Origin of the sequence: Pseudomonas sp. rhizo25 (genome assembly GCF_031931935.1) — a bacterium.
In the GTDB taxonomy this organism is placed as follows: domain Bacteria; phylum Pseudomonadota; class Gammaproteobacteria; order Pseudomonadales; family Pseudomonadaceae; genus Aquipseudomonas; species Aquipseudomonas synxantha.
Map to the genome: position 1 here is coordinate 635698 of NZ_JAUJXA010000002.1, position 19783 is coordinate 655480.

The 19783-nt window shown below is 60.1% G+C and carries 18 protein-coding genes; 14 read left to right on the forward strand and 4 right to left on the reverse strand.

All coding sequences use genetic code 11. From position 1 onward, the window contains the following. Positions 1–136 precede the first annotated feature (136 nt). Complete coding sequence (locus QZR30_RS06565) at positions 137–1957, forward strand: flavin monoamine oxidase family protein (RefSeq protein WP_046069847.1); 1821 nt, start codon at positions 137–139, stop codon at positions 1955–1957. A 74-nt stretch (positions 1958–2031) separates the two neighbouring features. On the opposite strand, the gene QZR30_RS06570 is transcribed toward QZR30_RS06565, so the two are convergent. Both QZR30_RS06570 and QZR30_RS06575 read right to left on the reverse strand, forming a co-directional pair. Then, on the reverse strand, positions 2032–2232 hold the full coding sequence (locus tag QZR30_RS06570; protein WP_046069846.1) for a hypothetical protein: 201 nt from the start codon (positions 2230–2232) through the stop codon (positions 2032–2034). A gap of 182 nt (positions 2233–2414) precedes the next feature. Further along, complete coding sequence (locus QZR30_RS06575; protein ID WP_046069845.1) at positions 2415–3455, reverse strand: threonine aldolase family protein; 1041 nt, start codon at positions 3453–3455, stop codon at positions 2415–2417. Between the two features lie 90 nt (positions 3456–3545). On the opposite strand from QZR30_RS06575, the gene QZR30_RS06580 reads away from it, so the two are divergent. The 8 genes from QZR30_RS06580 to fdhA all read left to right on the forward strand — a co-directional run bounded on the left by QZR30_RS06580 (position 3546) and on the right by fdhA (position 13334). Then, positions 3546–4274 carry a TraX family protein gene (locus tag QZR30_RS06580; RefSeq protein WP_046069844.1) on the forward strand — a complete coding sequence of 243 codons (729 nt, stop codon included), beginning with the start codon at positions 3546–3548 and terminating at the stop codon, positions 4272–4274. Positions 4275–4464: 190 nt separating this feature from the next. Next, positions 4465–5718: a serine hydroxymethyltransferase gene (gene glyA, locus QZR30_RS06585; protein WP_046069843.1), complete on the forward strand. Its 1254-nt coding sequence runs from the start codon at positions 4465–4467 to the stop codon at positions 5716–5718. Positions 5719–5740: 22 nt separating this feature from the next. Beyond that, positions 5741–6991, forward strand: coding sequence for a sarcosine oxidase subunit beta (locus QZR30_RS06590; protein WP_010207084.1), 1251 nt, complete (start codon positions 5741–5743; stop codon positions 6989–6991). A gap of 15 nt (positions 6992–7006) precedes the next feature. After that, entirely contained in the window at positions 7007–7309 is a 303-nt protein-coding gene (locus QZR30_RS06595; protein WP_027605979.1) for a sarcosine oxidase subunit delta, read from the forward strand. Next, positions 7306–10323 (forward strand): sarcosine oxidase subunit alpha, encoded by a 3018-nt coding sequence (locus QZR30_RS06600; protein ID WP_046069842.1) that lies wholly within the window; start codon positions 7306–7308, stop codon positions 10321–10323. Before QZR30_RS06595 ends, QZR30_RS06600 begins: the two co-directional genes overlap by 4 nt. A 130-nt stretch (positions 10324–10453) precedes the next feature. Then, positions 10454–11086: a sarcosine oxidase subunit gamma gene (locus tag QZR30_RS06605; RefSeq protein ID WP_046069841.1), complete on the forward strand. Its 633-nt coding sequence runs from the start codon at positions 10454–10456 to the stop codon at positions 11084–11086. Between the two features lie 10 nt (positions 11087–11096). Further along, positions 11097–11954 carry a formyltetrahydrofolate deformylase gene (purU, locus tag QZR30_RS06610; protein ID WP_005792124.1) on the forward strand — a complete coding sequence of 286 codons (858 nt, stop codon included), beginning with the start codon at positions 11097–11099 and terminating at the stop codon, positions 11952–11954. A 180-nt stretch (positions 11955–12134) separates the two neighbouring features. Beyond that, complete coding sequence (gene fdhA, locus QZR30_RS06615) at positions 12135–13334, forward strand: formaldehyde dehydrogenase, glutathione-independent (RefSeq protein WP_005792122.1); 1200 nt, start codon at positions 12135–12137, stop codon at positions 13332–13334. A 93-nt stretch (positions 13335–13427) separates the two neighbouring features. Here fdhA and QZR30_RS06620 read toward each other — a convergent pair whose 3' ends face one another. Beyond that, complete coding sequence (locus tag QZR30_RS06620; protein ID WP_046069840.1) at positions 13428–13886, reverse strand: anti-sigma factor domain-containing protein; 459 nt, start codon at positions 13884–13886, stop codon at positions 13428–13430. Positions 13887–14022: 136 nt separating this feature from the next. On the opposite strand from QZR30_RS06620, the gene QZR30_RS06625 reads away from it, so the two are divergent. Next, the gene (locus tag QZR30_RS06625; RefSeq protein ID WP_046069839.1) at positions 14023–14595 is read left to right on the forward strand and encodes a DUF2780 domain-containing protein; all 573 of its coding nucleotides are present in this window, start codon (positions 14023–14025) and stop codon (positions 14593–14595) included. Here QZR30_RS06625 and QZR30_RS06630 read toward each other — a convergent pair. Beyond that, positions 14592–15479, reverse strand: a complete 888-nt coding sequence (locus QZR30_RS06630; RefSeq protein ID WP_046069838.1) for an acyltransferase — start codon at positions 15477–15479, stop codon at positions 14592–14594. The two genes, QZR30_RS06625 and QZR30_RS06630, sit on opposite strands and share 4 nt — an antisense overlap. A 173-nt stretch (positions 15480–15652) precedes the next feature. Between QZR30_RS06630 and rloA2 the strand changes: the two genes are divergently transcribed. Genes rloA2 through creD form a run of 4 tightly spaced genes read left to right on the forward strand, consistent with a single transcriptional unit; the run spans position 15653 to position 19671 of the window. Beyond that, a complete protein-coding gene (rloA2, locus tag QZR30_RS06635; RefSeq protein ID WP_046069837.1) occupies positions 15653–16153 on the forward strand; it encodes a retropepsin-like aspartic peptidase RloA2 in 501 nt (166 codons plus the stop codon). A gap of 8 nt (positions 16154–16161) precedes the next feature. Continuing rightward, positions 16162–16830, forward strand: coding sequence for a two-component system response regulator CreB (creB, locus tag QZR30_RS06640; RefSeq protein ID WP_046069836.1), 669 nt, complete (start codon positions 16162–16164; stop codon positions 16828–16830). Then, positions 16830–18269 carry a two-component system sensor histidine kinase CreC gene (gene creC, locus QZR30_RS06645; RefSeq protein ID WP_046069835.1) on the forward strand — a complete coding sequence of 480 codons (1440 nt, stop codon included), beginning with the start codon at positions 16830–16832 and terminating at the stop codon, positions 18267–18269. The genes creB and creC overlap by 1 nt, the downstream gene beginning before the upstream one ends. A gap of 52 nt (positions 18270–18321) precedes the next feature. Next, on the forward strand, positions 18322–19671 hold the full coding sequence (gene creD, locus QZR30_RS06650; RefSeq protein WP_046069834.1) for a cell envelope integrity protein CreD: 1350 nt from the start codon (positions 18322–18324) through the stop codon (positions 19669–19671). Positions 19672–19783 lie beyond the last annotated feature (112 nt).

Here is a 19783-nt window from a genome sequence, read left to right on the forward strand (position 1 = left end):
TTACGCACGTACCTTTTATTTCTAGTTGATATAGAGAGATTTCCTACAAGCGTCTACGCTAGAGCGAACTCGTCGTAGTCGCCCTTTGCAGTGAAGAAGTAGGCGGACGTCCTTTGACACACCAAGGATGATCAACATGTCTGCTATTCCTTCTCGTTCTCAAGGTGCCGCGCGTTTGTTGGCCCAAGGTGTAACAGCGCTTATCCCAGACTTCCCCTTTCATTACTCCCGTTTTCTCAATCAGGCCGTCAGCGACGACAGGCCGTTGGGGCGGGTTTCCAGCGGTACGAGTTGCCGCCAGGTACTTATCGTGGGGGCGGGAGTAGCCGGCGCTGTGGCGGCTTATGAAGCCATGCGCATGGGGTTGCACCCCGTGGTAGTGGAGGCCAGTGACCGTATTGGTGGGCGGTTCTATTCCCATGTGACAGGTGATCCGCAGGACCCCGGCAACAGCGTTATATGTGAAATGGGCGCCATGCGTTTTCCCGTTTCCGGCAAGGCGCTGATGCACTATTTCGACAAGGTTGGCATGTCAGCCAATTCGACTGACTTTCCCAACCCGGGCGCGGCTTCCACGCCCAGTACAGTGGTCGATTACCAGCAGCAACAGGTCTATTACGAACGCGATAAATTGCCCGATAAATATGTCGAAATCGAACGTAAATTGTTCGATATTTTCCTGGAACAACAGCCGATCAATTTCCGCGAGATGGAAGCGGCAATGTCCGAGGAAAGCATTGATCAGGCGAAGATCAAGACGCTGTGGAACGCCATTTTGGACGCAGGTTGGGACAACCTGAGCTTTTTTGCGGCCATGGTGGAGCAGGCAAAATGGAGTCGCGAGGATATCGACCTGTTCGGCCAGATCGGTTTTGGTACCGGGGGATGGAATACCGACTACCCGAACAGTTTTCTGGAGGTGCTGCGGGTGTTGTACACCGGCCTGGATACCAACCATAAGTTGATGTACGACGGCTCCAGTGAGCTGCCGCGCCGGTTGTTGTCACGTAGCCCGGACATGATGGGCGACAGCATGGACCACTGGCCGGCGGGAACTACTGTCGAGAGTCTGAGTGCCCAAGTCATTCCGCAGATGTTGAATCAAGAAGTGCGGCAAATCATACGGCGATCAGAGGACGATCAGTTCGACGTGTGGATTTATGATCATGTCCAGAAAACTGAGAGCCGATACGTCTTCCCCGCCGTGGTCTATACCCCCCACAAGCGGATACTGGACAAATTCCGTTACATGGATGGTGCCGGTCGCTTCAGTCAGATGAATGACCTTTTGTCGACTAAAGAATGGGAAGCGGTGATGTACACCCACTACATGCAGTCGGCCAAGATATTTGCGCAAACCAAGCGACCTTTCTGGACCGATGTCGGAACGGATCACCAACACAAGATGAGTGTGACGTTGTCGGATCGAATTACCCGGGGCACCTATCTGTTGGACTACGCTGCGAGTAAAGGTTCGTACAAGGGCAGTGGGATGTTTTTGTCTTACGCCTGGAATGACGACAGCCTCAAGTTCCTGGGTGACCGTGCCGTGCCGTTGCCGTCCCATGTGGCGGTATGTTCAACCTTGCTGGACTCGGTGTATGCCCACCATCAGCTAGACCTTGGCGCAGAGTTCGGCATGACAGACCCATTTGTCGAAATCAATTGGGAAGAGCAGCCGTTTTTTCTAAGCGCCTTCAAAATGAACCTGCCAGGGCAGTACGAATACCAGCGCCTGTTGTTTTCCCAGTTTATGAACGATGTGCATAGCCCGAGTCCCGATGGGTTCATTCTTGCTGGGGATGATGTGTCCTTTACCGGTGGCTGGGGGGAAGGCGCGGTGACCACTGCCCTGAACGCGGTTAATAAACTGGCGGTGAAGTTCGGTGGAGGTACCTTTATCAATAACCCAGGCCCCATCGATGAATGGGCGGCGCTCCAGCCGAAGGCTTTGTAAGTAAGGGCTGGTACGTCAGTTCGGTTCCGCGTCGGAGGCCATGAATCCCCGGCGCGGCCTTTAGGCGTTAAGGGTTATTGGGCGTAGATATGAACCACGAAATGTTGGCCTGATGCTGTCAGTTCATAGACTTTGTCGTAGATCCTCAACGTCCTGGACGGCTCGCGGATAGTGTCCCCGACCTTTGCGTGCGTCCTGAACTCATCCCAATCAATCACCGTGGTACTGGCAGTGTCGTCGCTTTTAAGGATGCTGGCGTTGCTTTGATATTCCATGGTTTGGCTCTCTGCTGGATTTCCGTTTCCGGCCGATTATTCGGCAGGCAGTTGTCCCCGCAAGGCGGCCTCTGCAGCGGCTTTTCCTTGCGGGTAACAAGAGGCTAGACAATAAAATCCAAGTTCGTGCCTGTCAGAAATATCAAAAAACAGTCTCGGCACTCCGCCAGTATTCGTTAGCTTCAGGCCCCCATCACTGTCCGAATATCCGCAGCCAATTCCCTTACACGTTCTTCCTCGGTATCCCACGCACACATGAACCGCGCGCCACCTTTGCCGATGAAGGTGTAGAAGCGCCAGCCCTTGGCTGTCAACGCCGCAATGGCCGGTTCCGAGAGCTGCAGGAACACGCCGTTGGCCTGTACCGGGAACATCAGCTCCACACCGGGGATGTCTGATACCAGGCTGCTCAGCAGTTGCGCACAGTGATTGGCATGGCGCGCATGCTTGAGCCAGGCGTCGTTTTCCAGCAGGCCCACCCAGGGGGCCGACAGAAAGCGCATTTTCGACGCCAACTGGCCGGCCTGCTTGCAGCGGTAGTCGAAGTCTTCGGCCAGCTTATGGTTGAAGAACAGGATCGCTTCACCTACCGCCATGCCGTTCTTGGTACCGCCGAAGCACAGCACGTCCACGCCGGCTTTCCAGGTCAGGTCAGCCGGTGAGCAACCGAGGAAAGCACAGGCGTTGGAGAACCGCGCGCCGTCCATGTGCAGGTTCAGGCCCAGTTCCTTGCAGGTGGCGCTGATGGCGCGGATTTCTTCCGGGGTGTAGACGCTGCCGACTTCGGTGGCCTGGGTCAGGGTGACCACGCGCGGCTTGGGGTAGTGGATGTCCTGGCGCTTGAGCGCGATTTCGCGGATCGATTCTGGAGTCAGCTTGCCGTTTTCGGTGCGGGCGGTGAGCAGCTTGGAACCGTTGGAGAAGAACTCTGGCGCGCCGCATTCGTCGGTTTCGACGTGGGCGGTTTCCGAGCAAATCACGCTATGGTAGCTCTGGCACAGCGAGGACAGCGCCAGGGAGTTGGCTGCCGTACCGTTGAAGGCAAAGAATACCTCGCAGTCGGTCTCGAACAGATTGCGGAAACCGTCAGCGGCACGGTGGGTCCATTCATCATCGCCGTAGGCGCGTTGATGGCCGTGGTTGGCTTGTTCCATGGCGGCCCAGGCTTCCGGGCAGATGCCGGAATAGTTGTCGCTGGCGAATTGTTGGCTCTTGTCGGTCATGGCCCATTCCTGTGGTCGATGTTGGTGCGCACTTTAACCAAGATTGTCGAGGAGGCGCACGCACTGTAAATGCAAAGTCACTGGGGAATTATGCACAGTACTGTAACGGCTCCTGTAGGACGTGTCCGTGATGGCGCATTGGACTTGCTCAAGTGGCTGGCGTTGCTGAGCATGGTGCTGGACCACCTGCGCTACGTCGGGTTAAGCCTGGATGGCCTGTATGTGCCGGGGCGCCTGGCGTTCCCGTGGTTTTGCCTGGCGATTGCAGCCAATGTGCATCGGCTCCGGAACGCGCCGGTGACCGGTCATTGGCGCTACCTGGGTTGGTTGCTACTGTTTAGCGTGATCAGCGAAGTGCCGTATCGGATGTTTATCGATGATGCCGATACATTGAATGTGTTGCCGACCCTGGCGCTGGGCCTGCTGGTTGTCCGAGGTTGGCAGCAGAAGGCGTTGCTTGATCGAGGATTGGCGCTGATCGCCGTTACAATGGCGGCAGTATTTTCAACTCAGTTGATGTTCGGTTTCTTTGGTGTGTTGCTGCCGCTGGCGATGTTGCTGGTGTTTCGCAGGCCCTGGTATTTTAGCGTGCTGCCGGGTTTGGTCTGCGTCGCCGCGAATCAATGGCAGATTCTGCTCAATAGCGGCACGCCTGTGGCGCTTTCCGGGTTGGCGATCTGTCTGATTGCGCCATTGGCGGGGATGGTTTTATTGCGACACGCGCGCAGCGCCTCACCGCCCGCAATGCGCCGCTGGGCCTACACCCTCTATCCGCTGCACTTCCTCCTGCTGCTATTCGTCCGTCAGATCATCGCCTAACCCCTGTGGGAGGGAGCAAGCCCCCTCCCACACAAGCCCTGTTCCACATTTGTTCGGTGTTGTTTGGTCAATGTCGTAAACGCACCTTTGCGTGGCGTGCGCAGGCATTTGGCCTGTCTGCGCCAGCCCTACCATCGCATCAAAGGGCCCTGCACGGGCCTCAACAATACGAAAGGCTGGGAGAGACGCGATGTTCAGCAAACAAGACCAGATCCAGGGATATGACGACGCACTGTTGGCGGCGATGAATGCCGAAGAGCAGCGTCAGGAAGACCATATCGAGCTGATCGCGTCGGAGAACTACACCAGCAAGCGCGTCATGCAAGCCCAGGGCAGCGGCCTGACCAACAAATACGCCGAGGGCTACCCGGGCAAGCGCTACTACGGCGGCTGCGAACATGTGGACAAGGTCGAGGCCCTGGCCATTGAACGCGCCAAGCAGCTGTTCGGTGCCGATTATGCCAACGTGCAACCACACTCCGGTTCATCGGCCAACAGTGCGGTGTACCTGGCGTTGCTGAACGCCGGTGATACCATCCTTGGGATGAGCCTGGCCCACGGCGGTCACCTGACCCACGGCGCCAAGGTGTCGTCCTCGGGCAAGCTGTATAACGCGGTGCAGTACGGCATTAACACCGACACTGGCCTGATCGACTACGACGAAGTCGAGCGCCTGGCGGTGGAGCACAAGCCGAAGATGGTGGTGGCCGGTTTTTCTGCCTACTCCAAGACCCTGGATTTCCCACGTTTTCGTGCCATCGCCGACAAGGTCGGCGCGCTGCTGTTCGTCGACATGGCCCACGTCGCCGGCCTGGTTGCCGCCGGCTTGTACCCGAACCCGCTGCCTTATGCCGATGTGGTCACCACCACCACTCACAAGACCCTGCGCGGTCCGCGTGGCGGCCTGATCCTGGCCAAGGCCAACGAAGAGATCGAAAAGAAACTCAACGCCGCGGTATTCCCCGGTGCCCAGGGCGGCCCGCTGATGCATGTGATCGCCGGCAAGGCGGTGTGCTTCAAGGAAGCCCAGGAGCCAGGCTTCAAGGCCTACCAGCAGCAAGTGATCGACAATGCCCAGGCCATGGCCGGCGTATTTATCAAGCGCGGGTATGACGTAGTCTCCGGTGGTACCGACAACCACCTGTTCCTGGTCAGCCTGATCCGCCAGGGCCTCACCGGCAAAGAGGCGGACGCCGCCCTCGGTCGCGCCCACATCACCGTCAACAAGAACGCGGTGCCGAACGACCCGCAATCGCCGTTCGTGACCTCGGGCCTGCGCATCGGCACCCCGGCGGTGACCACGCGTGGTTTCAAGGTGCCGCAATGCATCGAACTGGCTGGCTGGATCTGCGACATCCTCGACAACCTCGGCGATGCCGATGTCGAGGCCAACGTGGCCAAGCACGTGTCTGCCCTGTGCGCTGATTTCCCGGTTTATCGCTGAGCGCGGTTTTGGAGTAATGACTATGCAACGCTACTCAGGCTTCGGCCTCTTCAAGCACTCCCTCAGCCATCACGAAAACTGGCAGAAAATGTGGCGCACTCCGACGCCGAAAAAAGTCTACGACGTGGTCATCGTCGGCGGCGGCGGGCATGGTCTGGCGACCGCCTACTACCTGGCCAAGGAGCACGGCATCACCAACGTGGCCGTGGTCGAGAAGGGCTGGCTGGGCGGTGGTAACACGGCGCGCAACACCACCATCGTGCGGTCCAACTACCTGTGGGACGAGTCGGCGCATTTGTATGAACACGCGATGAAGCTCTGGGAAGGTTTGTCTCAGGACTTGAACTACAACGTGATGTTCTCCCAGCGCGGCGTCTACAACCTGTGCCACACCCTGCAGGACATCCGTGATTCCGAACGCCGCGTCAGCGCCAACCGCCTCAACGGCGTGGACGGCGAATTGCTCAATGCCAAGCAAGTGGCCGACGAGATTCCGTACCTGGACTGCTCGAAAAACACCCGCTACCCCGTCCTGGGCGCCACCGTGCAACGGCGCGGCGGTGTGGCCCGTCACGATGCCGTGGCCTGGGGCTTCGCCCGTGCCGCCGATGCTTTGGGCGTGGACTTGATCCAGCAGACTGAAGTGATTGGCTTTCGCAAGGAAAACGGCGTGTGCATCGGTGTGGAAACCAACAAGGGTTTTATCGGCGCCAAGCGCGTCGGCGTAGTCACCGCCGGTAATTCCGGGCACATGGCCTCGCTTGCCGGGTTCCGCCTGCCGATCGAATCCCACCCGTTGCAAGCCCTGGTGTCGGAGCCGATCAAGCCGATTATCGACAGCGTGATCATGTCCAACGCCGTGCACGGCTACATCAGCCAGTCCGACAAGGGCGACCTGGTGATCGGCGCCGGTATCGACGGCTACAACGGCTACGGCCAGCGCGGCTCGTACCCGGTAATCGAACACACCATCCAGGCCATCGTCGAGATGTTCCCGGTGCTGTCGCGGGTGCGCATGAACCGCCAGTGGGGCGGTATCGTCGACACCACGCCGGACGCCTGCCCGATCATCTCCAAGACCCCGGTACCGAACATGTTCTTCAACTGCGGTTGGGGCACCGGTGGCTTCAAGGCCACCCCGGGTTCAGGCAACGTCTTTGCTGCCAGCCTGGCCAAAGGTGAAATGCACCCATTGGCTGCGCCTTTCTCCATCGACCGTTTCCACAACGGTGCGCTGATCGACGAACACGGCGCTGCGGCCGTCGCCCACTAACAGGAGAAATTCCCTATGTTGCATATCTTCTGTCCTCACTGTGGCGAACTGCGCTCCGAAGAGGAATTCCATGCGTCCGGCCAAGCGCATATCCCGCGCCCACTGGATCCGAATGCCTGCACCGATGAAGAGTGGGGCGACTACATGTTCTTCCGCGACAACCCTCGCGGCCTGCACCACGAGCTGTGGATCCATGCCGCCGGTTGCCGCCAGTACTTCAACGCTACCCGCGACACCGTCACCTACGAAATTCTTGAAACCTACAAGATTGGCGAAAAACCCCAGTTCACCGCCAAGGCTTCTGGAGAGAAGGTATGAGCCAGATCAATCGCCTGTCCAACGGTGGCCGCATCGACCGCAATAAAGTCCTGACTTTCAGTTTCAACGGCCAGACTTACAAAGGCTTTGAAGGCGATACCCTGGCCGCCGCGTTGCTGGCCAACGGCGTCGACATCATCGGTCGCAGCTTCAAGTACTCGCGCCCACGGGGCATTTTCGCCGCCGGCGCCGAAGAGCCGAACGCAGTGCTGCAGATCGGCGCCACCGAAGCTACCCAGATTCCCAACGTGCGTGCTACCCAGCAGGCGCTGTACCAGGGTTTGGTCGCCACCAGCACCAACGGCTGGCCGAGCGTCAACAACGACATGATGGGGATTCTCGGCAAGGTCGGCGGCAAGCTGATGCCGCCGGGTTTCTACTACAAAACCTTCATGTACCCGCAATCGTTCTGGATGACCTACGAGAAGTACATTCGTAAAGCCGCCGGTCTTGGCCGCTCGCCGACCGAGAATGATCCGGACACCTACGACAACTTCAACCGTCACTGCGACGTGCTGATCGTCGGCGCAGGCCCTGCTGGCCTCGCCGCTGCACTGGCTGCCGCCCGCAGTGGTGCGCGCGTGATCATCGCCGATGAGCAGGAAGAGTTCGGCGGGTCTTTGCTCGACTCCCGCGAAAGCCTCGACGGCAAGCCGGCCACCGAATGGGTTGCCAGCGTGATCGCTGAACTCAAAGCCCTGCCGGACGTGGTGCTGCTGCCCCGCGCCACCGTCAACGGTTACCACGACCATAACTTCCTGACTATCCACGAGCGCCTTACCGATCATCTCGGCGACCGTGCGCCGATTGGTGTGGTACGCCAGCGTATCCACCGCGTACGTGCCAAGCGCGTGGTACTGGCGACGGGTGCGTGCGAGCGTCCATTGGTGTACGGCAATAACGACGTGCCGGGCAATATGCTTGCCGGTGCGGTTTCAACCTACGTGCGTCGTTACGGCGTGGCACCGGGTAAAAAGCTGGTGCTGTCGACCAACAACGACCACGCCTACCGCGTAGCACTGGACTGGTTCGATGCCGGTCTCCAAGTCGTCGCCGTAGCCGATGCACGCCACAACCCCCGCGGCGCCCTGGTTGAGGAGGCCCGCGCCAAAGGCATTCGCATCCTCACCGGCAGCGCCGTGATCGAAGCCCGTGGCAGTAAGCATGTGACCGGTGTGCGCGTCGCCGCCATCGATGTCAAAGCGCATAAAGTCACCAGCCCCGGCGAATGGCTGGACTGCGACCTGGTGGCCAGTTCCGGCGGCTACAGCCCGGTGGTTCACTTGGCCTCGCACTTGGGTGGCAAGCCGACCTGGCGCGAAGACATCCTCGGTTTCGTACCGGGTGAAGCACCACAGAAACGCGTATGCGTCGGCGGCATCAACGGCGTCTATGGGCTTGGCGATTCCCTGGCCGATGGTTTTGAAGGCGGCGTGCGCGCCGCCAGCGAAGCCGGTTTTGCGCCGGTGGAAGGTACGCTGCCAAAGGCCTTGAGCCGTCTGGAAGAACCGACCCTGGCGCTGTTCCAGGTGCCCCACGAGAAAGCTACCGCACGGGCGCCAAAGCAATTTGTCGACCTGCAAAATGACGTCACCGCTGCTGCCATCGAACTGGCCACCCGCGAAGGTTTCGAGTCGGTGGAACACGTCAAGCGCTACACCGCACTCGGCTTCGGCACCGACCAGGGCAAGCTGGGTAACGTCAACGGCCTGGCGATTGCCGCGCGCTCGCTGAACGTGACCATCCCGCAGATGGGCACCACCATGTTCCGTCCCAACTACACGCCCGTGACCTTCGGTGCGATAGCAGGGCGTCACTGTGGGCACATCTTCGAACCGGTACGCTACACCGCCTTGCACGCCTGGCACGTGAAGAATGGCGCCGAATTTGAAGACGTCGGCCAGTGGAAGCGCCCCTGGTATTTCCCGCGCAACGGTGAAGACCTGCACGCCGCGGTGAAACGCGAATGCCTGGCGGTGCGTGACAGCGTCGGCCTGCTGGATGCCTCCACCCTCGGCAAGATCGATATCCAGGGCCCGGACGCCCGCGAGTTCCTCAACCGCATCTACAGCAATGCCTGGACCAAGCTCGACGTGGGCAAGGCGCGTTATGGCCTGATGTGCAAGGAAGACGGCATGGTCTTCGACGACGGTGTCACCGCCTGCCTGGCCGACAACCACTTCCTGATGACCACCACCACCGGCGGTGCGGCGCGCGTTCTCCAGTGGCTGGAAATCTACCAACAGACCGAATGGCCGGACCTCAAGGTGTACTTCACCTCGGTCACCGACCACTGGGCGACCATGACCCTGTCCGGCCCCAACAGCCGCAAGCTGCTGAGTGAAGTGACCGACATCGACCTGGACAAGGACGGTTTCCCGTTCATGACCTGGAAGGAAGGCCTGGTCGGCGGCGTACCGGCGCGGGTGTTCCGCATCTCGTTTACCGGTGAGCTGTCGTACGAAGTCAACGTGCAGGCCGACTACGCCATGGGCGTGCTGGAACAGATCGTCGAGGCGGGCAAGAAGTACAACCTGACTCCGTACGGCACCGAGACCATGCACGTATTGCGCGCCGAGAAGGGCTTCATCATCGTTGGGCAAGACACCGACGGCTCGATGACCCCGGACGACCTGAACATGGGCTGGTGTGTGGGCCGCACCAAACCGTTCTCGTGGATCGGCTGGCGTGGCATGAACCGCGAAGACTGCGTGCGTGAAGAACGCAAGCAACTGGTGGGCTTGAAGCCGATTGATCCGAACGTGTGGCTGCCGGAAGGCGCGCAGCTGGTGTTCGATCCGAAGCAGACGATCCCGATGAAGATGGTCGGTCATGTCACTTCAAGCTATGCGCACAACTCCCTCGGCTATTCGTTTGCGATGGCAGTGGTGAAGGGCGGCTTGAAGCGCATCGGCGAGCGGGTGTTCTCACCGCAGGCCGATGGCAGCGTGATCGAGGCGGAAATTGTGCCTTCGGTGTTCTTCGATCCGAAAGGAGATCGCCAGAACATCTGATAGACCGCGTCGCGGCCATCGGGAGCAAGCCCCCTCCCACATTTGAAGGTATTCACAAATCAAAATGTGGGAGGGGGCTTGCTCCCGATGAGGCCATCAGCCTCACAACAGAATTCAGGAAAGGTGCTTTATGACAGCAGCCAACGTTTACCAACAACGCCCCACCACCGGTGCCAAGGCCGAGTCGTCGCTGCACCATGCCGACCTCGCCAGCCTGGTCGGCAAGGGCCGCAAGAACGCCGGCGTGACCGTGCGCGAAAAGAAACTCCTCGGCCACCTGACTATCCGCGGTGATGGCCATGATGCCGCCTTCGCCGCTGGCGTACACAAGGCCGTCGGCATTGAGCTTCCCGGCCCACTGAGCGTGGTCGTCAAAGGCGAAACCAGCCTGCAGTGGCTCGGCCCGGATGAGTGGTTGCTGATCGTGCCAAGCGGTGAAGAATTCGCCGCCGAACAGAACCTGCGTGCCGCCTTGGGTGATTTGCACATCCAGATCGTCAACGTCAGCGGCGGCCAGCAGGTTCTCGAACTCAGCGGCCCTAATGTGCGCGATGTGCTGATGAAGTCCACCAGCTACGACGTGCACCCCAACAACTTCCCGGTGGGCAAGGCAGTGGGCACAGTGTTCGCCAAGTCGCAACTGGTGATCCGCCATACCGCTGAAGACACCTGGGAGCTGGTGATCCGTCGCAGCTTCTCTGATTACTGGTGGTTGTGGTTGCAGGATGCCTCGGCCGAGTTTGGCCTGAGTGTCCAAGCCTGAGGAGTGACCCATGAGCCGCGCACCCGATACATGGATTTTGACCGCCGACTGCCCCAGCGTGCTCGGCACGGTGGACGCGGTCACCCGCTATCTGTTCGAGCAGGGCTGCTATGTCACTGAACACCATTCGTTCGATGATCGCCTCTCGGGCCGGTTTTTTATTCGCGTCGAATTCCGCCAGCCGGACGGTTTCGACGAGCAGGCGTTTCGCGATGGCCTGGCAACACGCGGTGAAGCCTTTGGCATGATTTTCGAGCTGACCGCGCCGAACTACCGGCCGAAAGTGGTGATCATGGTCTCCAAGGCCGATCACTGCCTCAATGACCTGCTCTATCGCCAGCGCATCGGTCAGCTGTCGATGGACGTGGTTGCGGTGGTCTCCAACCATCCCGATCTCAAGCCGTTGGCCGACTGGCACCAGATTCCCTACTACCATTTCCCGCTCGACCCCAACGACAAACCGTCCCAGGAACGTCAGGTGTGGCAGGTGGTGGAAGACACTGGCGCCGAGCTGGTCATCCTTGCGCGTTACATGCAGGTGCTGTCGCCGGAACTGTGCCGCAAGCTGGATGGCAAGGCCATCAATATCCATCACTCGTTGCTGCCGGGTTTCAAGGGCGCCAAGCCCTATCACCAGGCGTACAACAAGGGTGTGAAACTGGTGGGCGCGACGGCGCATTACATCAATAACGATTTGGATGAGGGGCCGATCATCGCCCAGGGTGTGGAGGTGGTAGACCATAGCCACTATCCCGAGGATTTGATTGCCAAGGGGCGGGATATCGAAGGGCTGACCTTGGCGCGGGCCGTTGGGTATCACATTGAGCGACGGGTGTTTTTGAACGCCAATCGGACGGTGGTGCTCTGACTGGCGCCATCGGCGGCAAGCCCCCTCCCACAGGAGATTGCATTCCCAATGTGGGAGGGGGCTTGCCCCCGATGAGGCCCTCACAAACAACGCAAAAACAGCATCTGTACCCGAGCACTTAAACGCGCTGCCCACCCAAGCGGCAACGCAGTTCCACAAAAACAACAGCGAGGTGAAAGCATGTCTGGTAATCGTGGTGTCGTGTATCTCGGCAACGGCAAGGTCGAAGTACAGAAAATCGACTATCCCAAAATGCAGGACCCCCGTGGCAGGAAGATCGAGCACGGCGTCATCCTGCGCGTGGTCTCCACCAACATCTGCGGCTCTGACCAACACATGGTGCGCGGCCGCACCACTGCCCAGACCGGCCTTGTACTCGGGCACGAGATCACTGGCGAAGTGATCGAGAAGGGCAGCGACGTCGAAAACCTGAAAATCGGTGACCTGGTTTCCGTACCGTTCAACGTGGCGTGCGGGCGCTGCCGCTCCTGCAAGGAACAACACACCGGCGTATGCCTGACCGTCAACCCCGCCCGTGCCGGTGGTGCCTACGGTTATGTGGACATGGGTGATTGGACCGGCGGCCAGGCCGAATACGTGCTGGTGCCGTATGCCGACTTCAACCTGCTCAAACTGCCCGACCGCGACAAGGCCATGGAGAAAATCCGTGACCTGACCTGCCTCTCCGACATCCTGCCCACCGGTTACCATGGCGCCGTCACTGCCGGCGTTGGCCCAGGCAGCACCGTCTACATTGCCGGTGCCGGCCCGGTCGGCCTGGCGGCTGCCGCCTCTGCTCGCCTGCTCGGTGCGGCGGTGGTGATCATCGGCGACGTCAACTCGATCCGCCTGGCACACGCCAAGGCCCAGGGCTTTGAGATTGTCGACCTGTCCACTGATACACCGTTGCACGAACAAATCGCCGCACTGCTGGGCGAGCCGGAAGTGGACTGCGCCGTCGACTGCGTGGGCTTTGAGGCACGCGGCCATGGTCACGACGGCGTCAAGGCCGAAGCTCCGGCCACCGTGCTCAACTCACTGATGGGCGTGGTACGTGTGGCAGGCAAAATCGGTATTCCCGGCCTGTATGTCACTGAAGATCCAGGCGCGGTGGATGCCGCCGCGAAAATGGGCAGCCTGAGCATTCGCTTTGGCCTGGGCTGGGCCAAATCCCACAGCTTCCACACCGGGCAGACGCCGGTGATGAAGTACAACCGCCAGCTGATGCAGGCGATCATGTGGGACCGGATCAACATTGCCGAGATCGTTGGCGTACAGGTGATCAGCCTGGACGATGCGCCACGTGGGTATGGCGAGTTCGATGCGGGTGTGCCGAAGAAGTTTGTGATTGATCCGCATAAGTTGTTCAGTGCAGCGTAAAGCGTTGGGCAAATGAAAAAGGGCGACCCGTGGGTCGCCCTTTTTTGCGTCTGCCGCTTAAGGCTGCACTGAAGATCAAATGTGGGAGGGGGATCAGCGTGTGGCCAGCGCACCCTGGTAAATGGTCGGGCCTGTCGGCTGTTTGCTCACCGAGCCGCCCTTGCTCTCCGAGCTCACCATCAACTCCACCGGCTTGCTGATCGATTCCTGCTGGCGCGGGTTGAGGCCAATGATGCCCTTGCCGTCTTCCGGCAGCAGCCCTAACGAAACCGGCGTGCCACCTTCAGGAATGGCCCACAGCTCCAGGCTCTGGTCCGGTGCTGGCGCCGTGGAGGCAATCGGCTGCACTTCCAGGTAATCCTTGTGGGCCATGATCTGTGCCGCTGGCTGCTGGGTAGTGGTCACCAGCGTAGCGGCGGACTTGACGCTGTCCTGGGTGTAGAGGGCGCCGCCGATGCCGGCAACCACTACCACACAGGCGCCGATGAACAGGCGCGGGCGGCTCCAGAACGGAGGCTTTTGCTCAATCACTTGGGGTTGGATCGCAGTCATAAGTCTCTTCCTGACAAATTTTGTAGTCAGTGCATGGACCCCCTTATCCTCGATGGGTTCCAGGGTGGCCTTGGAACAACCGACGAGATACCCAGTCCAACGCCTGCTTTTGCTCCCACATTCAGAGGTTGTCTTGATGAAGATTTCACGCGGTTTCGCCCTTTCCTGTGTGATGACCCTGGCAGCAGGCCCGGTGTTCGCCGCAGGCTTCAGCCTTGGCGACGCGGCCAATGCCATCTCGGGCATGCAAGGCGGTAACAACAAGGCCGCAGCCGCTGCACCGTCGTCCGAGACGGCCGGCTTGCTCAGCGCCCTGACTTCGCAACTCAACATCACCCCCGAACAGGCTGTCGGTGGTACCGGCGCGATGCTGGGCCTGGCCAAGAACAAACTGAGTGGCAACGACTATTCGCAACTGGGCAACAGCGTGCCGGGTCTTGATCAGTTGTCGGGCAACAACGCATTGGGCAGCCTTGGCGCCTTGAGCGGCCTGCTCGGCCAGAAGGGTGGCAGCAAGACCAGCGGCCTTGATGGTTTGCTGGGTGACGTGAAGAACACCAATGACCTGAATACCGCGTTCAGTGCGCTGGGCATGGACAGCGGGATGGTCAGCCAGTTTGCCCCGGTGATCCTGCAATACCTGGGCGGCCAGGGCGCCAGCAATTCAGTGCTTAGCAAACTCGCTCAAGCCTGGGGTACTGGCAGCTAGGCCCGCCCCGCGCGCAGTTGGTCGATGCGCGCATCTTTCTCCATCCAGAGCTGGTTCACCCAGTTCTGGACGGTCTGGCGGAACGCCGGATCATTCTCATAGTCCCCCTGCCATAACGCCGGGTCCAGATCGCGAGTGCGGATGTCAATGATCACCTTCGGCACCGCGCCGCTGATCAAGTCCCAGAACCCCGGAATCTTTTGCTGTGGATAGACCACGGTCACATCAAGTACCGCGTCCAGCTGTTCACCCATCGCCGCCAGTACAAACGCCACGCCGCCCGCCTTGGGTTTTAGCAGGCGCGTAAAAGGTGAATTCTGCTGCTTGTGCTTGGTCGCGTTGAAGCGCGTACCTTCCAGGTAATTGACCACCGTCACCGGCTGGCGCTTGAACAGCTCGCAGGCCTGCTTGGTGATCTTCAAGTCCTGGCCCGCCAGTTCCGGGTGCTTGGCCAGGAAGGCCTTGGTGTAGCGCTTCATGAACGGATAATCCAGCGCCCACCAGGCCAGGCCGAGGAACGGCACCCAGATCAGCTCTTTTTTCAGGAAGAACTTGAAGAACGGCGTGCGCCGGTTCAGTGCCTGGATCAGCGCCGGGATATCGACCCAGGACTGGTGGTTACTGATGACGAGGTAGGAGGTGTCACCGCGCAGGTCATCGCCACCGCGGATGTCCCATTGGGTCGGAATGCACAGCGAAAAGATCAGCTTGTCGATCTCGGCCCAGGTCTCGGCGATCCACATCACCGCCCAGGACATATAGTCGCGAAAGCGACCCGGGGCCACCAGCTTGAGCAAGGCAAACACCATCAGCGGCCCGAACAGCACCAGGGTGTTAAGCAACAGCAGCAGTGTGACAAAACAGCCGGTGAGCAGGCGGCGCATAAATAACTCTTGGGATCTTGTGGGCGGGCCATGATAAGCAAGGTGAGTCTAGAGGCCAAATCGCAAATCAACGGACGAATGTTTCACAATGTGCCGTGTAGGGTGGCCGTCACTAACTAAGTGCCGCTTTTGCGGTCTAGAATCCGCCTACTTCTTTCCGAGGAAATCACTTCGTGAAACTGTTATTTGCCTCCCTCGCTCTTGTCACCCTGCCTGTCATGGCCGCCGAACCGACCCTTTACGGTCGCTACGAATACATCCAGTTGCCGGAGATCGGCGAAACCTTCAAGGCCAAGATGGACACCGGCGCGTTGACCGCTTCGCTGTCGGCTCGTGACATCGAGACCTTCACCCGCGACGGCGATGATTGGGTGCGCTTCCGCCTTGGCGGCAAGGACGCCGGCAACAAGGTCTACGAGCACAAGGTGTCGCGTATCAGCAAGATCAAGAGCCGTGCCGACGAAGACGACGACAAGGACGAGCCCTCGGTGGCCAAGCGCCCGGTGGTCGATCTGGAAATGTGCCTGGGCAACGTCAAGCGCACCGTCGAGGTCAACCTCACCGACCGCAGCAGCTTCAATTACCCGCTGCTGATCGGCGCCAAGGCCCTGCGTGAATTTGGCGCGGCGGTGAACCCGGCACGTCGCTACACTGCCGACAAACCGGACTGCTGATTGAACCCATGCCGCACATCCTGATTGTCGAAGACGAAGCGGCGATTGCCGACACGCTGATCTTTGCCCTGCAAGGCGAAGGCTTCACCACCACCTGGCTGACTCTCGGCCAGGCGGCGCTGGAGCATCAGCGCCAGAGCCCTGCCGACCTGATCATCCTCGACATCGGTCTGCCGGACATCACCGGCTTTGAAACCTGCAAGCAATTGCGCCGCTTCAGCGAAGTGCCGGTGATGTTCCTCAGCGCGCGCGATGCCGAGATCGATCGAGTGGTAGGGCTGGAAATCGGTGCTGACGATTATGTGGTCAAGCCCTTCAGCCCACGGGAAGTGGCGGCGCGGGTCCGGGCGATCCTCAAGCGGGTCGGCCCGGGCGTGGCGCCGACGCTGTTCCAGGTCGACCTGGAGCGCATGCAGATCAACTATCGCGGGCACCCCTTGAGCCTCACACGCCATGAATTCCGCCTGCTGCAAAGCCTGCTGGAACAACCCGAGCGCGTGTTCAGCCGCGAACAATTGCTGGACGCGGTGGGGGTGCCGGCCGATGCGGGTTACGAACGCAATATCGACAGCCACATCAAAAGCCTGCGCAGCAAACTGCGCAGCGTGGCGGCGGACGCCGAGCCGATCCAGACTCACCGCGGCCTCGGCTACAGCTACAGCCCGAGCAACGGCTGATGCGCCTGGGGCTGCGGATCTTCCTGGTGTATGCGCTGTTTATCGGGCTGACTGGTTACTTTGTGCTCAATACGGTGATGAAGGAAATCCGCCCCGGCGTGCGCCAGTCCACCGAAGAAACCCTGGTGGATACCGCCAACCTGCTGGCTGAAATCCTGCGCGAGGATGTGAAGAACGGCACTCTCGGCCAGAGTCATTGGCCGGCGCTGCTCAAGGCCTATGGCAGTCGCCAGCCGGGTGCGACCATTTGGGGCCTGCCGAAAAACCAGGTCAACCATCGCATCTACGTCACCGATGCCAAGGGCACGGTGCTGCTCGACTCCTCGGGTGAAGCGGTGGGCCAGGACTATTCGAAATGGAACGACGTGTACCTGACTCTGCGCGGCGAATACGGTGCGCGTTCCACCCGCAGTGCGGCGGAGGACGCTGCCTCATCGGTGATGCACGTGGGCGCGCCGATTCGCGATAACGGCCAGATTATCGGCGTGGTCACCGTGGCCAAGCCCAACAGTTCATTGCAACCCTATGTCGACCGCACCGAACGCCGCCTGCTGTGGTACGGCGCCGGGCTGGTGGTGCTCGGCTTGCTGCTGGGGGCTTTGTTGTCATGGTGGTTGAGCGTGGCGCTGCGGCGGTTGACGGCTTATGCAGAGGCGGTCAGCGAAGGACGGCGCGCCGAGTTGCCCCATTACCGAGGCGGCGAGTTGAAGCAGTTGTCCACCGCCGTGGAGCACATGCGCACGCAGCTGGAGGGCAAGGCTTACGTCGAGCGGTACGTGCACACCCTGACCCATGAACTGAAAAGCCCGTTGGCGGCGATTCGTGGCGCGGCGGAGCTGTTGCAGGGCGATATGAGCCGTGAACAGCAGCAGCGTTTTGTCGGCAACATCGACAGCGAAAGTGCACGCCTGCAGCAGTTGATCGAGCGCTTGCTCAACCTGGCCCAGGTGGAGCAACGCCAGGGGCTGGAAGAACAGTCGAACATCCCGCTGGCGGCCTTGGTCGAGGACGTACTCAAGGCCCAGTGTGCGCGGATCGAAGGCGCCGGCTTGCACGTCGAGCAGGCGATTGCCGCCGACGTGAAGGTGTTTGGCGAACCCTTCCTGCTGCGCCAGGCCTTGGGCAATCTGCTGGACAACGCTCTGGATTTCACCCCGCCCGGTGGTGCGCTGCGGTTCAGTGCGCAGGTGCGGCATAACGATGTGCAAGTCAGCCTGTTCAATCAGGCCGACGCCATTCCCGACTACGCCTTGCCGCGTTTGAGCGAGCGCTTCTACTCGCTGCCACGCCCGGCCAGTGGGCGCAAAAGCACTGGGCTGGGCCTCAACTTTGTCGAAGAAGTGATGAAGCTGCACGGCGGCTCGTTGCAGATCGGCAATGTGCCTGGCGGTGTGCAAGCGGTGCTGCATCTCCATACAGTCTCCACATTACCCACATAAATCCCCCACACGTATTCCCCAGACTCTCTCCCATTCAAACAGGGAGAGACCCATGAACCGCAGCCTGCTTTTCAAACTTGGCGCGATTGCGCTGCTGATTCTGCTGTTGTTGATTCCACTACTGATGATCAACGGCATCATCAGCGACCGCCAGCAACTGCGCGACGGCGTCTTGATGGACATTGCCCGCAGTTCCAGCTACGCCCAGCGCCTGGCCGGGCCGGTCATGGTGGTGCCGTATCGCAAGACCGTGCGCGAATGGAAGCTCAATGAAAAGCTCAACAAGCGCTATGAAGAAACCCGTGAAGAGCGCGGGCGTCTGTATTTCCTGCCGGACCGCTTTGAACTTGACGGCAAGGTGCAAACCGAACTGCGGGCACGGGGCATTTACCAGGCGCGGCTGTTCCACGCCGACAACCGTATCAGCGGGCGTTTCGAGTTGCCTGCGCAGTTGGGCATCACCGAAAACTTTGCCGATTACCGTTTTGAACCGGCGTTCCTGGCGGTGGGTATCAGCGATATTCGCGGGATTGAAAACGCCCTGAAGCTGGAACTGGGTGACCAACGCCTGGAATTTTCGCCGGGCTCCCAAGTGGACTGGCTGGGCGAGGGCGTGCATGTGACGTTGCCGGAGCAGGACGGCAAGCAACCTGCGGTACTGGAGTTCGCCTTCGACCTGCGCCTGCAAGGCACCGAACAACTGCAAGTGGTGCCGGTGGGCAAGACCAGCCAGGTTTCGCTGGCGTCCAACTGGCCGCACCCGAGTTTTATCGGCAACTTCCTGCCGGCTCAACGGGCAGTCACCGACCAGGGCTTCAGCGCCAACTGGCAGACTTCATTCTTCTCCACCAACCTAGAGCAGGCCCTGCAAAACTGCCTGGACGGGCAAGGCTGCGAGGATTTCACCAACCGCAGCTTTGGCGTGAACTTCATCGACCCGGTGGACCAGTACCTCAAGAGCGACCGCGCGATCAAGTATGCGCTGCTGTTTATCGCCCTGACCTTTGCCGGCTTCTTCCTGTTCGAAGTGCTCAAGAGCCTGGCCGTGCACCCGGTCCAGTATGCGCTGGTGGGTGTCGCGCTGGCGTTCTTCTATCTGCTGCTGTTGTCGTTGTCCGAGCATGTGGGCTTTGCCCTGGCGTACCTGATATCCGCCAGTGCCTGCGTATTGCTGATTGGTTTCTACGTGTGCCATGTGCTGCGCAGCGTTGCTCATGGCTTGGGGTTCTCGGCGGGGCTGGCGGCATTGTATGGCTTGCTGTACGGGCTGCTGAGTGCCGAGGATTACGCGCTGCTGATGGGCTCGCTGTTGCTGTTTGGCCTGCTGGGTACGGTGATGGTGCTGACGCGCAAACTGGATTGGTATGGGGTGGGCAAGCGCAAGGTGGAGATGGAGCAATGATCGGATTGCGCGAAGATCAGCAACTGAAGAACAGGATGGTCAACTTCCTCAATCACGCCGCCTTTCAGTGTGGGAGGGGGCTTGCCCCCGATAGCGATGGTTCAGAAACAGA